Genomic DNA, 14,488 nt, shown 5'->3' with positions numbered 1-14,488 from the left:
CTTCCATGCTGACGACCCCGATCATCAACCCGCCGCAATCGGCGATCCTGGGCATCCACGCCACCAAGGAACGCGCTGTGGTCGAAAACGGTCAGGTCGTGGTCCGTCCGATCAACTTCTTCGCGCTGTCCTATGACCACCGCATCATCGACGGCCGCGAAGCCGTCCTGTCGCTGGTGGCCATCAAGGAAGCCCTGGAAGATCCCGCTCGTCTGCTGTTGGATCTGTAAGCAACCGGCCATCACGGCGTGAGCTAGGCGCTGAACGGCCCCCAGGCATTCAGCGCCTTTTTGCATCCGCTTCGGCTGAAGCGGATGCGCACAACGAATCAGGAATACACACATGAGCAAGAATTTTGACGTCGTCGTCATCGGTGGCGGCCCCGGCGGCTACATCGCTGCCATCCGCGCAGCGCAACTGGGCTTCAACACCGCCTGCATCGACGAATGGAAGAACGAGAAGGGCGGTCCCGCACCGGGCGGTACCTGCACCAACGTCGGTTGCATCCCCTCCAAGGCGCTGCTGCAATCCTCCGAGCACTACGAGCACGCCAGCCACGGCTTCGCCGAGCACGGCATCGAAGTCAAGGGTCTGGGCCTGAACCTGGACAAGATGCTGGGTCGCAAGAACACCGTGGTCAAGCAGAACAACGACGGCATCCTGTACCTGTTCAAGAAGAACAAGGTGTCCTTCTTCCACGGCCGCGGCTCCTTCGTCAAGGGTGACGCCAACGGTTACGAAGTCAAGGTCGCCGGCGCTGCCGAAGAAACCATCACCGCCAAGCACGTCATCGTGGCAACCGGCTCCAACGCCCGTGCACTGCCGGGCGCCGAGTTCGACGAAAAGCTGATCCTCTCCAACACCGGCGCACTGGCCATCTCCGAAGTGCCCAAGAAGCTGGGCGTGATCGGTGCCGGCGTGATCGGCCTGGAAATGGGTTCGGTGTGGCGTCGCCTGGGCGCGGAAGTGACCGTGCTGGAAGCGCTGCCGACCTTCCTGGGTGCAGTGGACGAGCAGATCGCCAAGGAAGCCCAGAAGCTGCTGACCAAGCAGGGTCTGGCGGTGAACCTGGGTGTCAAGATCGGCGCCATCAAGGCTGGCAAGAACAGCGTCTCGGTGGAGTACACCGATGCCAAGGGTGAAGCGCAGAAGGGTGAGTTCGACAAGCTGATCGTCTCCATCGGCCGTACCCCCAACACCATCGGCCTGAACGCCGAAGGCGTGGGCCTGCAGCTGGACGAGCGCGGCTTCATCGCCGTGGACGGCGACTGCAAGACCAACCTGCCCAACGTGTGGGCGGTGGGTGACGTGGTGCGCGGTCCGATGCTGGCCCACAAGGCCGAGGAAGAAGGCGTTGCCGTGGCCGAGCGTATCGCTGGCCAGCACGGTCACGTCAACTTCAACACCATCCCCTGGGTCATCTACACCTCGCCGGAAATCGCCTGGGTCGGCAAGACCGAGCAGCAACTGAAGGCCGAAGGCGTGCAGTACAAGGCCGGTACCTTCCCGTTCCTGGCCAACGGCCGCGCACGCGCGCTGGGCGATACCTCGGGCATGGTCAAGTTCCTGGCCGATGCCAAGACCGATGAAATCCTGGGCGTGCACATCGTCGGCCCGATGGCCTCCGAACTGATTTCGGAAGCCGTGGTGGCGATGGAGTTCCGCGCTTCCTCCGAAGACATCGCCCGTATCTGCCACGCTCACCCCTCGCTGTCCGAAGCGACCAAGGAAGCGGCGCTGGCCGTGGACAAGCGCGCATTGAACTTCTGATGTGCGATCAATGCGACAATACGCGTCGCTCATGCCAGCCAGAGCTGTCGTGCCGCCCGCGTATTGAGCATTGAGACCGATGCCAATCCAATGGGCGAGCCTGGCTCGCCCATTGTCGTTTTACAAGACCACACCATGGATGTCCGTCAATTCTACGAACACTCGCTGTCCCAGCGCGGTTACCAATCCGACGAGGCGCAGTTGCGCGCCATCGAGCGCCTGCAGCGCGCCTACGAGGAATGGGTTGCCTACAAGGCGCAGCGCGCCTCGACCTTCAAGCGCCTGATTAGCCGGCCGGCCGTGCCGCGCGGCGTCTACATGTGGGGTGGGGTGGGGCGTGGCAAGTCCTTCCTGATGGACAGCTTCTATTCGGTGGTGCCGGTGGTGCGCAAGACGCGCCTGCACTTCCATGAATTCATGCGCGATGTGCATCGCCAACTCGACGAGTTGAAGGGCATCTCGGACCCGCTCGACGAGGTCGCCAAGCGCATCGCCAAGAAATACCGCCTGATCTGCTTCGACGAATTCCACGTCTCCGACATCGCCGATGCGATGATCCTCTACAACCTGCTGAAGGGTCTGTTCGACAATGGCGTGTCCTTTGTCATGACCTCCAACTACGAGCCCGGCACACTCTATCCGGATGGCCTGCACCGTGACCGCATGCTGCCGACCATTGCGCTGTTGAAGGAAAGGCTGGACGTCATGAACATCGACGCCGGCATCGACTATCGCAAGCGGGTGCTGGAGCAGGTCAAGGTCTACCACACCCCGCTCAACGCCAAGACCGACGAAGAGCTGCGTGAAGCCTTCGCCGCCGTGGCCGAGGCCGGGGACGAAGATCCGCGCGTGCATATCGAGGCCCGCGAGATCCGCGCCCTGCGTCGGGGTGGTAGCGCCATCTGGTTCGATTTCGCTACCCTGTGCGGCGGACCGCGCTCGCAGAACGACTACCTGGAACTGGCCAGCCGCTTCCAGACCGTGATCCTCTCGGGCATTCCGCGCATGTCGGCAGCGATGTCCTCGGAGGCGCGCCGCTTTACCTGGCTGATCGACGTCTTCTACGACCACAAGGTCAAGCTGATCATGTCGGCGGCGGTCGAGCCGGACGAGCTTTACACCGTGGGAACCCTGTCCAATGAGTTCCACCGCACCGTTTCACGTATCATTGAGATGCAGTCGAAGGAATACCTGGAAGCGGATCGCCGTTCCATCGCCGACAGCCTCTCATGAACAATCACCAGATGAACAAGAACACGATGCAAGGTCTTTTTGCCAATGCCAATGCCAATGCCAATGCCAATGCCAAGGGCGTCTCGCTTTCCCTGTGCGGCCTGACGCTGGCCTTGGCGGCCGCCAGTTGCGGCGCCCAGGGGCTGCAGAGTACCAGTGGCATGTCGGCGGCGACGCGATCGGCAGCGCAGTCTCCTGCCCCGGCCAAGACCGCCCCGGCCCAGCCGCAGTATGTGCCGACGATAAGCCGCGAACGCTTCGACGAACTGGAGGCGCGTGCGCCGATCCACCAGCGCTATCCGGCTGGCTCCATCAAGTCCGTGGAAATGGCGCAGCAGGCACTGGACGAGGCCAGCGAGGACCGCCAGGTGCTGGATATCCGCTATATCCTGGACCAGCGCGCCTGCTATCCCAAGTTCCTGGTGTCGGCTTGCCTGGAGGCCGCCAAGGACCGCAAGCGCGTGGCCGAGAAGGCCATCAAGCAGGTCGAGTATGAGGCCAATGTGTTCCAGCGTCAGGCCACCGTCGACGACCGCGACCGTTCCCTGGCCGAGCAGCACGCCAAGGACGAGGAAGACGCCGCGCGCCGCCTGGCCGACCAGAAGCAGAAGGAGATCGACTCCGCCCGCAAGGTGCAGGAAAGCCGGGCCAAGAACAACGAAGTACAGCAGCGCATCGACCAGAACAAGGATGTGCCGGCCGACTTGCGGGTGCGCGAGCATGATGCCAAGGTACGCCAGCAGCAGGCCGAGGATGCCGCTCAGGCACCCGAGCGCGCCGCCAACGCCGTCGAGCGTCAGCGCCGCATCAAGGAAGCCGAGGAGCACCGCCTGGAGGTGGAACGCAAGAAGGCCGAGAATGAACGGGAGCGCGCCGAGCGCAAGAAGAACCAGCAGCAGGAGTCGACCACCACGACCCCTGCAGCCCAGTAAGCCGGCCAGCTTGAGCGCCTGCGCGTGCCGATTGGCGTGCGCAGGCGGCTCGATTACACTAGCAGTCAGCCCAGTTACCCGTGGACCATCATGACCAGTACGCATCGCGAAGACATCCAGCGCCGCATCATCGAACTCGAAGTCGAGCACCGTGATCTCGATAACGTGATCGACCTGCTGTTGCGTGACGTCCGCTCGGAAGACCTGCAGCTGCGCCGCCTCAAGAAGCGCAAGCTGCAACTGAAGGACCACATCGCCCTGCTGAAGATGCAGCTGGTGCCCGATATTCCCGCCTGATATTCCCGCCTGGCCCGCCCGCAGTCTCGCATTGCGGCAGTGCCGACGGCGCCTGACCCGGAGAACCGGGAGGGCTGCCCCGACTCCGCGTAAAATAGCGTCTTGTTCCCGTCCGCGGGTTCGTCCGCAGGTTGTTTCCTAGCCTGCGCCGCTTGTCTTTTTCCTACAGGTTTGCCGCAGTGACAGCCCCAGAAGCCCACGCCGACATCGTCGACAGCAGTGCCAACATCGCTCCCGTGGATGGGGCGGCGCCGGATGAACCGGGCATCCATGATGCCGAGATCGAACAACTGTTCGGTGCCGGCGGCCCGCTGGGCGGAGCGGTGGGCAGCTACCGGCCGCGCCATGCCCAGACCGAGATGGCCAAGGCCATCGCCTCGGCCATTGCGGCGCAAGGCACGCTGATTGCCGAGGCTGGTACCGGCACGGGCAAGACCTTCGCCTATCTCGTGCCGGCCCTGCTGTGGGGCGGCAAGGTGATTGTTTCCACCGGTACCAAGACCCTGCAGGACCAGCTCTACAACCGCGACATCCCGACCGTGCGCAAGGCGCTGCATGCGCCGGTCTCGGTGGCGCTGCTCAAGGGGCGCAGCAATTACGTCTGCCATTTCCACCTGGAACGCACCTTGCAGAACGGTCGCCTGACCGCGCGCGAGGACGTGGGTTACCTGCGCGAGATCTCGCGCTTCATGAAATCGACCTCATCGGGCGACAAGGCCGAGCTGACCAAGGTACCGGAGACGGCGTCGGTATGGAACCTGGTGACCTCCACCCGGGATACCTGCTTCGGCGCCGAATGCCAGTACTACCAGGATTGCTTCGTCATGAAGGCCCGCAAGGAGGCACAGCAGGCCGATGTGGTGGTGGTGAACCACCACCTGTTCTTCGCCGACGTGGCCCTGAAGGATACCGGTGTCGCCGAGCTGCTGCCCTCGGCCAATACGGTCATCTTCGACGAGGCCCACCAGTTGCCGGATACGGCCACGCTCTTCTTCGGGGAGACCGTGTCCACCTCGCAGATCCTGGAGCTGTGCCGCGACGTGCTGGCCGAAGGCCTGGCCCATGCCCGTGATGGCGCCGACTGGCCGCGCCTGGTATCGACCGTGGAGCGCGCCGCGCGTGACCTGCGGCTGGCCTTCCCGGAAGAATCGGTGCGGCTGGCGCTGAACCAGATCGCCTCCTCCAGTGCTTTCTTCCCGGCCCTGGATACGCTCAAGGACTGCATGGACGACATGATCACCGTGCTGGAGAAGCAGGCCGAGCGCGCCGAGACCATCGAGCAGTGTCGCGACCGCGCCAATGAATTGCTGCGCCAGCTGGAAAACTGGAGCGCGCCGGAAGAGCAGGCAGCCAAGGCGCAGGGTGAGGACAAGAACGAGGTTCCTGCGCAGGAGGGCAAGCCTGGGGAGGATGCGCAGGAAGAACCGGCACGGAAACCCTTCTATGTGCTGTGGCTGGAGGCCTTCCAGTCCTCGCTGCAACTGCATCGCACGCCGCTGTCGATTGCGCCCATCTTCAACAAGCAGCGCGAAGGCGTGCCGCGTTCCTGGATCTTTACCTCGGCCACGCTGGCCGTGAAGAAGGACTTCAACCACTACGCCGCCCAGATGGGCTTGTGGAATGCGCCGGCGCAGTCCTGGCCGAGTCCGTTCAACTATGGCGAGCAGGGCATCCTGTACGTCCCGCAGAACCTGCCGCAGCCCAATTCCTTCGAATATACCGACGCCGTCATCGACGCCGCGCTGCCGACCATCGAGGCGGCGGGCGGACGTTGCTTCTTCCTGTGCACCACGCTGCGTGCGGTCAATCGCGCGGCCGAGCGCCTGCGCGTCGAGTTCGCGGCGCGTGGCCATGCCTTCCCGCTGTTCGTACAGGGCGAGGCGGGACGCACCGAATTGCTGGATCGCTTCCGCGCCGCCGGCAATGGCGTGCTGATCGGCAGCCAGAGCTTCTGGGAAGGCGTGGACGTGCGCGGCGATGCACTGTCGCTGGTGATCATCGACAAGCTGCCGTTCTCGCCGCCGGACGATCCAGTACTGGCCGCGCGCATCAGCGAGATGGAAAAACAGGGCCTCAACGGCTTCGTCCATCATCAGCTGCCGTCAGCCATCATCAACCTCAAGCAGGGGGCGGGGCGCCTGATCCGCGACGAGGGCGACCGTGGCGTGCTGATGATTTGCGATCCGCGCATCATCACCAAGAACTACGGCCGCCGCATCTGGCAGAGCCTGCCCCCCTTCAAGCGCACCCGCGAGCTGGAGGTGGTGCAGGCCTTCTTCCGCGAGCAGGATGCCCGTCGTGCAGCAGCGGCAGCCGAGGCCGCTGCCGGCCAGCAAGGGGGCGCCTGACATGTCCAGCACGACTTCCCTGGTGCCGGTACGGGCGTCCGAGCTGATGCTGGGCAAGGCCGCGCCCTGGCCGATCTACAACGACGAGGGACGGTTGCTGCTGGCGCGCGGCACCATCATCGATACCCCGGACCAGCTGGCGGGCCTGATCGAGAAGGGCCTGTACCGCAACGCCAACTGGGTCAGCGAGCCCGATACCGAGTCGGTGCCGCTGCCGCAGGCACGCGATGTGTTGCGCAAGAAGATGGGCGGCAAGAAGCCGCTCAAGCCCTCGGCCGCCGTGCGCGGCGAGGAAACCGTGATCACGCTGGACGAGGTGCGCTGGCAGATCGGCGATACCCTGTGGCTGCAGTTCGCCGACGATGCCAGCCAGCGCTACGCGGTGACGCTGGTGGGCTGCCTGCCCAATCGCAGCATCCTGGTGACGGCGCCGCAAAAGGACGGCAAGCAATTGTTCGTGCGCGAGGGCCAGGGCTTCGTGGTGCGCGCCCTGACCGGACGGCGTGCCTATGCCTTCGGCGCGCAATTGCTGAAGTACCAGCAGACCCCGTTCGTGTACCTGCACCTGTCGCTGCCGCGGGAAGTGCGCTCCACCCTGATCCGCCAGGCCACCCGGGTGCCGGTCGGTGCCGAAGGCTACCTGGCCCTGGATGGCGCGCACCCGCTGGCGGCCAGCGTGATCGACCTGAGCCTGGGCGGTGCCTCGCTGGTGGCCACCTCGCTGTCGGGCAAGGTGGCCGCCAGGAAGGGGACTGTCGGTCGTCTGCGCTTCGTGGCGGCGGTGGCCGACCAGCAACTGAGCCTGGACCTGCCGGTCGTGCTGCGCACGGCCGAGGCGCTGGGCGAGGCCGATTTCCATCAGTATGGCGTCGAATTCGCCGACCTGACCGTACGTGACAGGCTGGTCCTGGCGGCCTATGTCTACCAGGAACTGAGCCAGCAGGAATAGCGCCGGCGCGGCTGCGCGAGAAAGTCGCGCGAGGGCGCTGTGGCGGGGCCGGCTTCGGTTAAAATTCAGCCCATGAAAATCCTCATCAGCAACGACGACGGTTACCTCGCGCCCGGCATCAACGCCCTGGCCGAGGCACTTGCGCCGATCGCCGACATCACCGTCGTCGCCCCGGACAGCAACCGTTCAGGCAGCTCCAACTCCCTGACCCTGGACCGTCCGCTCTGGGTGGAACAGGCGCCCAATGGCTTCTACTACCTCAACGGCACACCCTCGGACTGCGTCCACGTGGCCTTGACCGGTCTGCTCAAGGAGCGTCCGGACCTGATCGTCTCGGGGATCAACCAGGGACAGAACATGGGGGACGACACCCTGTATTCGGGGACCGTGGCAGCGGCCACCGAGGGTTTCCTGTTCGGTATTCCATCGATCGCCTTTTCCCAGCTGCACAAGGGCTGGGCTGAACTGGCTTCGGCGGCCCGCATCGCCCGCGAGATCGTGGAACGCCGCTTCGACAGCCTGCCCCGTCCTTACCTGCTCAACGTCAACATCCCCAATCTGCCGTATGAAGAGATCAAGGGCAGCGTCGCCACCCGTCTGGGCAAGCGCCACATGTCCGAGCCGGTGCACAAGCTGACCGATCCTCATGGGCGTGACCTGTACTGGATCGGCCCGGCCGGTGCCGCCAAGGATGGCGGGGAAGGGACCGATTTCCACGCTACGGCCAACGGCCATGTCTCCATCACGCCGCTGCAGATCGACCTGACCCATACCGGCCAGCTGGATGCGCTCCGGAAGGCGCTTGCATGAGCGACAAGCCCAGCCGCTTTCCGCTGAGCCTGTCCTCGGTGGTGGACAAGAACAAGCGCAACGACGCCGGGCGCGACGCGGCGGGTCGCCCCCAGGCGACCACCCAGACGGCGGCCAAGAATGCCGCCCAGTCCTCCCGCCAGGCCGCGCTCAAGCCGGTGCAGCAGGGGCTGGCGCAGGCCTTGCGGCCGCCGCCGGCGCCGCCGCGCGCTCCGCTCCAGGCTGCCCAGCCGCTGATGAGCGCCGCCCCGGCGCCGCGCACCGCTGTCAGCAATGTGATGACGGTGACCCAGACCAATGCCTCGCATCATGCCTCGCCACTGGCCTCGGAAGCTGTGCGCAAGGCCATGGTGGCGCGCGTGGCCAAGCAGGGCGTGGCCGATGCCAAGGTGCTGGCGGCGCTGGAGGCCGTGCCGCGCCACATGTTCGTGGAGCCGGGCCTGGCCAGCCAGGCCTATATCGACGCCTCCTTGCCGATCGGTCATCACCAGACCATTTCCCAGCCCTATATCGTGGCGCGCATGATCGAGGTCATGCGCCAGAACCGTCATGGCGGCCGGCTCGACCGGGTGCTGGAGATCGGCACCGGCTGTGGTTACCAGGCGGCGGTGCTGTCGCGGGTGGCGGGTGAGGTGTACTCCATCGAGCGTATCAAGCCCCTGCACGAACTGGCCAAGACCAATCTACGTCCATTGCGGGTGGCGAACATCCGCTTGCATTACGGAGATGGTATGCTTGGCCTGCCACAGGTTGCGCCTTTCGATGGCATCATCCTGGCCGCGGCTGGCCTGGAAGTACCGCAGGCCCTGCTGGAGCAGTTGGCCATCGGCGGCAGGCTGGTGGCGCCGGTGGGTGAGCGGCAGCAGATGCTGGAATTGATAGAGCGTCTCGGCCAGCGCGACTGGCGCCGTACCACCCTGGAACCCTGTCATTTCGTCCCCTTGCGTCCCGGGACGGTGTGAACTGTGCACAGCCGGGGCATGGCAGGACAGTCCGGGCATCGTTGCAACAGGACGTGGGCGGCACCAAGCAAAAGCATTCAAGCCGCTGTGGGTTGACGATGGCGGAATGGCAGGATGGCAGGACGGGGCCACATTTCCCTGATGAACTTCTGACGCTGGCTGCGGGTCAACTAGCGTTGTACAAAATCTAACGTAAGAGCATGAAGAAAATTCGTTTGGCTGTATTGGGCAGTGTCGTCAGTCTTCTGGCCGCATGCGGCTCGACACCGAATCAGCAGCCGGCGCCCGTCGTCGAGCGCACCACCAGTACCGGCAAGCCGGTTGAAACCGTTGCTGCCGCACCTGCTGCGCCGGCGCCGTCGGGACGCGGCTATTACACGGTCAAGAAGGGGGATACGCTGTATCGTATCGCGCTGGATGTGGGTCAGAACTGGCGCGACATCGTGGCCTGGAACAACCTGACCAACCCCAACGACATCAAGGTCGACCAGACGCTGCGCGTGGCGCCGCCCGATCGTGCGCCGGGTACGGCCCAGACGGCGACCGTGGCGGCTGCACCGGGTGCCGGGCTGGACGTCAAGCCGCTGGGTGCGCCGGGCTCGGCAGCAGCACCGGCTGCGGGCGGTTCCAACAAGTCGGGCCCGCGCGGCGACAAGCGGGCCTATTCGGAGAGTGCCCTGGCTGAACTGGAAAAGCCGGATGCCACATCGGCTAGCGCTGCAGCGCCTGCACCAGCGGCGCCCGCCAAGGCCGAGGCCGCGCATGCGACCGAGAAGCCGGCGGCAGCGTCGACGGCGGCAGTCGATGATGAAGGCGTTTCCTGGATGTGGCCGGCCGATGGCAAGGTGGTCGGCACCTTCGACGGCGGCAAGAAGGGTGTGGACATCGCCGGCAAGGCCGGCCAGGCCGTGCTGGCGGCAGGTGCCGGCAAGGTCATGTATGCCGGCAGCGGCATCCGTGGTTATGGCAACCTGGTGATCATCAAGCACACCAACAACCTGCTGTCGGCCTATGCCCACAACCAGGCCATCCTGGTCAAGGAAGGCCAGAGCGTGACCAAGGGCCAGAAGATTGCCGAGATGGGCAAGTCCGACAGTGATACTGTCAAGCTGCACTTTGAAATCCGTCAACAGGGCAAACCGGTTGACCCCTCCAAATACTTACCGCCACGCTAGCGTATGACAAGCAATCGCCACGATCACTTGCCAGACCAGGACCCTCGCGAAGAGGACATGGACGATCCAGTTGAGGAGATCGACGAACCGGAAGTGATCGACGGCGATGCCGCCGACCAGCCCCAGGAGGCGGCGCCGGCCGAGGGTGTGGACGAGCTCAAGAAGGTGCTCGCCGCCGAGCTCTCCACCGATACCACCCAGCATTACCTCAACAAGATCGGCGCCAAGCCGCTCCTGACGGCCGCCGAAGAACTGCACTTCGCCACCCAGGCCAAGCAGGGCGAGTTCGTCGCGCGCCAGAAGATGATCGAGCACAACCTGCGACTGGTGGTGTCGATCGCCAAGCACTATATCAATCGTGGCGTGGCCCTGCTTGACCTCATCGAGGAAGGCAACCTGGGCCTCATGCGCGCCATCGACAAGTTCGAGCCCGAGCGCGGTTTCCGTTTTTCGACCTATGCCACCTGGTGGATACGCCAGAGCATCGAGCGCGCCATCATGAACCAGGCGCGTACGGTACGGCTGCCGGTACACATGGTGCGCGAACTGAACCAGATCCTGCGCGCCAAGTATCACCTCGAAGCCCAGCAGCGCGATGGCCGCGACGCCAGCGCCGAGGACATCGCCCATCTGGTGGAGCGTCCGGTGGAAGAGGTGCAGGATGTGCTGGCCCTGTCCGAGCATGCTGCCTCGCTGGATACGCCGCTGGACAACGATCCCCAGGCCAGCCTCATGGACCTGCTGCCCAGTGCAGTGGAAGAGCATCCCGATACCCGCGCCGAAAGCCAGGAAATGGCCCTGCTGATCCGCGAGTGGCTCAAGAGCCTGTCGGAGAAGCAGCGTGTGGTGGTGGCGCGGCGCTTCGGCCTGGACAATGACGACCCTTCCACGCTGGAGCAGTTGGCCGGCGAAATGGGCATCACCCGCGAGCGGGTGCGCCAGGTGCAACAGGAGGCGCTGGTCAAGCTCAAGCGCCTGCTGACCTCGCGTGGGGTGGGGCGCGACGCCCTGTTCTGATCGGCCCGCCTGGCGTCGTATTTGTGCCGATTGTCCGCTCCATTGACGGGGTGGACACGCATCGTGCTTCCCTCGCGGTCCCGGATCGCGGACAATACCGCTTTTGTTTTTTGGCAGCGGACTCACGTCCTACCCTGTGGTTTCCCTCATGCAACAAGACATCATCATTGAAATCAAGTCGCTCGACATGGACGGGCGCGGCGTTGGTCATCTCGAAAACGAGGATGGCACGCAAGGCAAGGTCATCTTCGTCGAAGGCGCGCTGCCGGGCGAGCGGGTCAGTTTCGAGTCCTATCGCCGGAAACCCAAGTGGGAAGCCGGCGTGATGACCGCGCTGCATCGTGAATCCTCGCTGCGGGTGAAGCCCCGTTGCGAGCATTTCGGTGTCTGCGGCGGCTGCGCCATGCAGCATCTGGAGCCCTCGGCCCAGGTGGCCATGAAGCAGCGCGTACTGGAAGACAACCTCTGGCATCTCGGCAAGACCAAGGCCGAGGTCATGCTGCGTCCCATCTATGGCCCGACCTGGGGCTATCGCTTCCGTGCCCGCATCTCGGTGCGCTATGTGGCCAAGAAGGGCGGCGTGCTGGTGGGCTTCCATGAAAAGCGTTCATCCTTCATCGCCGACATGAAGACCTGCCAGATCCTGCCGCCCAATGTGTCGGCCATGCTGGTGCCGCTGCGCGAACTGGTGGCGGGCCTGTCCATCCGCGACCGCATGCCCCAGATCGAACTGGCGGTGGGCGAGGGGGATGACGGCAACAAGGTCACCGTGCTGGTCCTGCGCATCATGGAGGCGCTGTCGCCGGCCGACGAAGCCCTGCTCAAGAGCTTTGCTGACGAGCACAAGATCGAATGGTGGCTGCAGACCAAGGGCCCGGATACCGCTGCGCCATACTACCCGGCGCAATCCGGGCTGCAGTACATGTTGCCGGAATTCGGCATCCGCATGCCCTTCAAGCCGACCGACTTCACCCAGGTCAATCACCAGATCAACCGCGTTCTGGTTGCCCGCGCCCTGCGCCTGCTGGACGTGCAGCCGCAAGACCGCGTTGCCGACCTGTTCTGTGGCCTGGGTAACTTCACCTTGCCGATCGCCACCCTGGCGCGCGAAGTGGTGGGGATCGAAGGCAGTACGGCGCTGACCGAGCGCGCCCTGGACAATGCCAGGATCAATGGCGTGGATGGCAAGACCAGTTTCTATTGCCGCAACCTGTTCGAAGCCAAGCCCGAGGATTTCGTCGCGCTGGGCAAGTTCGACCGCATGCTGATCGACCCGCCGCGCGAAGGTGCGATGGAAGTCTGCAAGGCCCTGGTCGAGTTGCCGGAAGGCCAGCAGCATCTCAAGCCCAAGCGCATCGTCTATGTTTCCTGCAATCCGGCCACGCTGGCGCGCGATGCCGGCATGCTGGTGCACCTGGGAGGTTACGTGCTCAAGTATGCGGGCGTGGTGAACATGTTCCCGCACACGGCCCACGTCGAATCCATCGCGGTGTTCGACCTGCCGGAACAAGGCCTGTAATATTTTCCTCGCGGAAACAAAAAAGCCGGCTTGCGCCGGCTTTTTTGTTGCTTGTACCGCAATATCGCATCAGTCGCGATTGCCGCCCAGGATGCCCAGGATGGACAGCAGGTTGACGAAGACGTTGTAGACGTCCAGATAGATCGCCAGGGTGGCCGAGATATAGTTGGTCTCGCCGCCGTTGACCACCTGTTGCACGTCAAACAGGATGTAGGCCGAGAAGATCGCGATGGCCACCACCGAGATGGTCAGTTGCAGGGCCGGCAGGTGCAGGAAGATGTTGGCCAGCGAGGCCACCAGGATCACCAGTACGCCCGCGAAGAGCCACTTGGCCATGCCCGAGAAGTCGCGCTTGGACACGGTGGCAATGGTCGCCATGCCGCAGAAGATGATGGCGGTACCGCCGAAAGCCGTCATGATCAGGCCGGCGCCATTGGAATAGCCCAGCGTGAATTCGATCAGGCGCGACAGCATCAGGCCCATGAAGAAGGTGAAGCCCAGCAGGACGGCGACGCCCAGGCCGGAATTCTTGGTCTTTTCGATGGCAAAGAAGAAGCCGAAGGCGATGGCCATGAACAGCACGAAGCCGATCATGGGGCTGCCGGCGAACAGGCTGAAGTGCATCTGCACACCCAGCCAGGCGCCCAGCACGGTGGGGATCATCGACAGGGCCAGCAGCCAGTAGGTATTGCGCAGCACACGGTTGCGGGCGGCCGAGCTCACGTTCGAGTGGCCGAAGGTCGTGTCCAGTTGTTGATTCATGTGTCCTCCGAAGCGTTGAATGCGAGCGACAGAATATCACGTCAGCTCATGGCTAAGACAAGTCTTCCCTCGTCCAAGTTCGATATGCGGGCAGCATGGCGAGCCTGCAATGGCAGACCCGGACCCTGTTTGCTTGTGAAGTCACACATGACAAGCTGACAAACGAGGTGAATTGCCATGTAATTTGATGGTTTCATGCTAAAATACAAGGTTCATTGGATCATCACTTATTGGCTTTAAGCCATTATTTTTATTGGAGTTTTTCTCATGGCAATTGAACGCACCCTGTCGATTATCAAGCCCGACGCAGTGGCCAAGAACGTGATCGGCCAGATCTACAGCCGTTTCGAAAACGCTGGTCTGAAGATCATCGCCGCCCGCATGGCACAACTGTCCCGCGCTGAAGCAGAAGGCTTCTACGCCGTGCACCGCGAGCGTCCCTTCTTCAAGGATCTGGTGGACTTCATGGTCTCCGGCCCGGTCGTGATCCAGGTGCTGGAAGGCGAAGGCGCGATCCTGAAGAACCGCGACCTGATGGGCGCCACCGATCCGAAGAAGGCAGAGAAGGGCACCATCCGCGCCGATTTCGCTGACTCCATCGACGCCAACGCCGTGCACGGTTCGGACGCAGAAGAAACCGCCAAGGTTGAAATCTCGTACTTCTTCCCTGCACTGAACGTCTATTCGCGTTAATCTGTTTCTGTTTTTATCGGT

The 14,488-nt window shown here is 63.7% G+C and carries 14 protein-coding genes; 13 read left to right on the top strand and 1 reads right to left on the bottom strand.

What is annotated here, in order from left to right; translation table 11 throughout:
- The 12 genes from ACIPHN_RS04160 to rlmD all read left to right on the top strand — a co-directional run.
- Positions 1-230 (top strand): 2-oxo acid dehydrogenase subunit E2 (locus ACIPHN_RS04160; protein WP_400433104.1); only part of this gene is annotated, 230 nt, incomplete at its 5' end.
- Positions 231-342: 112 nt separating this feature from the next.
- Entirely contained in the window at positions 343-1,770 is a 1,428-nt protein-coding gene (gene lpdA / locus ACIPHN_RS04155) for a dihydrolipoyl dehydrogenase (RefSeq protein ID WP_400433102.1), read from the top strand.
- A gap of 135 nt (positions 1,771-1,905) precedes the next feature.
- Positions 1,906-3,003, top strand: a complete 1,098-nt coding sequence (zapE, locus tag ACIPHN_RS04150) for a cell division protein ZapE (protein ID WP_400433099.1) — start codon at positions 1,906-1,908, stop codon at positions 3,001-3,003.
- Positions 3,004-3,014: 11 nt separating this feature from the next.
- Entirely contained in the window at positions 3,015-3,935 is a 921-nt protein-coding gene (locus ACIPHN_RS04145) for a hypothetical protein (RefSeq protein ID WP_400433186.1), read from the top strand.
- 90 nt (positions 3,936-4,025) lie between these two features.
- On the top strand, positions 4,026-4,232 hold the full coding sequence (locus tag ACIPHN_RS04140; RefSeq protein ID WP_400433096.1) for a YdcH family protein: 207 nt from the start codon (positions 4,026-4,028) through the stop codon (positions 4,230-4,232).
- Positions 4,233-4,411: 179 nt separating this feature from the next.
- A complete protein-coding gene (locus tag ACIPHN_RS04135) occupies positions 4,412-6,580 on the top strand; it encodes an ATP-dependent DNA helicase (RefSeq protein WP_400433094.1) in 2,169 nt (722 codons plus the stop codon).
- A 1-nt stretch (position 6,581) separates the two neighbouring features.
- The gene (locus tag ACIPHN_RS04130; protein ID WP_400433091.1) at positions 6,582-7,529 is read left to right on the top strand and encodes a flagellar brake protein; all 948 of its coding nucleotides are present in this window, start codon (positions 6,582-6,584) and stop codon (positions 7,527-7,529) included.
- 72 nt (positions 7,530-7,601) lie between these two features.
- The gene (gene surE, locus ACIPHN_RS04125) at positions 7,602-8,339 is read left to right on the top strand and encodes a 5'/3'-nucleotidase SurE (RefSeq protein WP_400433088.1); all 738 of its coding nucleotides are present in this window, start codon (positions 7,602-7,604) and stop codon (positions 8,337-8,339) included.
- Entirely contained in the window at positions 8,336-9,301 is a 966-nt protein-coding gene (locus ACIPHN_RS04120; protein WP_400433085.1) for a protein-L-isoaspartate(D-aspartate) O-methyltransferase, read from the top strand. The genes surE and ACIPHN_RS04120 overlap by 4 nt, the downstream gene beginning before the upstream one ends.
- Before the next feature lie 200 nt (positions 9,302-9,501).
- The gene (locus ACIPHN_RS04115; protein ID WP_400433082.1) at positions 9,502-10,476 is read left to right on the top strand and encodes a peptidoglycan DD-metalloendopeptidase family protein; all 975 of its coding nucleotides are present in this window, start codon (positions 9,502-9,504) and stop codon (positions 10,474-10,476) included.
- 3 nt (positions 10,477-10,479) lie between these two features.
- A complete protein-coding gene (gene rpoS / locus ACIPHN_RS04110) occupies positions 10,480-11,493 on the top strand; it encodes an RNA polymerase sigma factor RpoS (RefSeq protein WP_400433079.1) in 1,014 nt (337 codons plus the stop codon).
- Positions 11,494-11,641: 148 nt separating this feature from the next.
- Complete coding sequence (rlmD, locus tag ACIPHN_RS04105) at positions 11,642-13,012, top strand: 23S rRNA (uracil(1939)-C(5))-methyltransferase RlmD (protein WP_400433076.1); 1,371 nt, start codon at positions 11,642-11,644, stop codon at positions 13,010-13,012.
- A 69-nt stretch (positions 13,013-13,081) separates the two neighbouring features.
- Here the strand turns inward: rlmD and ACIPHN_RS04100 are convergent, their stop codons facing one another.
- Entirely contained in the window at positions 13,082-13,774 is a 693-nt protein-coding gene (locus ACIPHN_RS04100) for a Bax inhibitor-1/YccA family protein (protein ID WP_400433073.1), read from the bottom strand.
- A 267-nt stretch (positions 13,775-14,041) separates the two neighbouring features.
- Between ACIPHN_RS04100 and ndk the strand changes: the two genes are divergently transcribed.
- On the top strand, positions 14,042-14,467 hold the full coding sequence (gene ndk, locus ACIPHN_RS04095) for a nucleoside-diphosphate kinase (protein WP_400433071.1): 426 nt from the start codon (positions 14,042-14,044) through the stop codon (positions 14,465-14,467).
- Positions 14,468-14,488 lie beyond the last annotated feature (21 nt).

Source organism: Herbaspirillum sp. NPDC087042 (assembly GCF_044745245.1).
In the GTDB taxonomy this organism is placed as follows: Bacteria; Pseudomonadota; Gammaproteobacteria; order Burkholderiales; family Burkholderiaceae_D; genus Herbaspirillum.
This window is presented reverse-complemented; position numbering and strand designations above follow the sequence as displayed.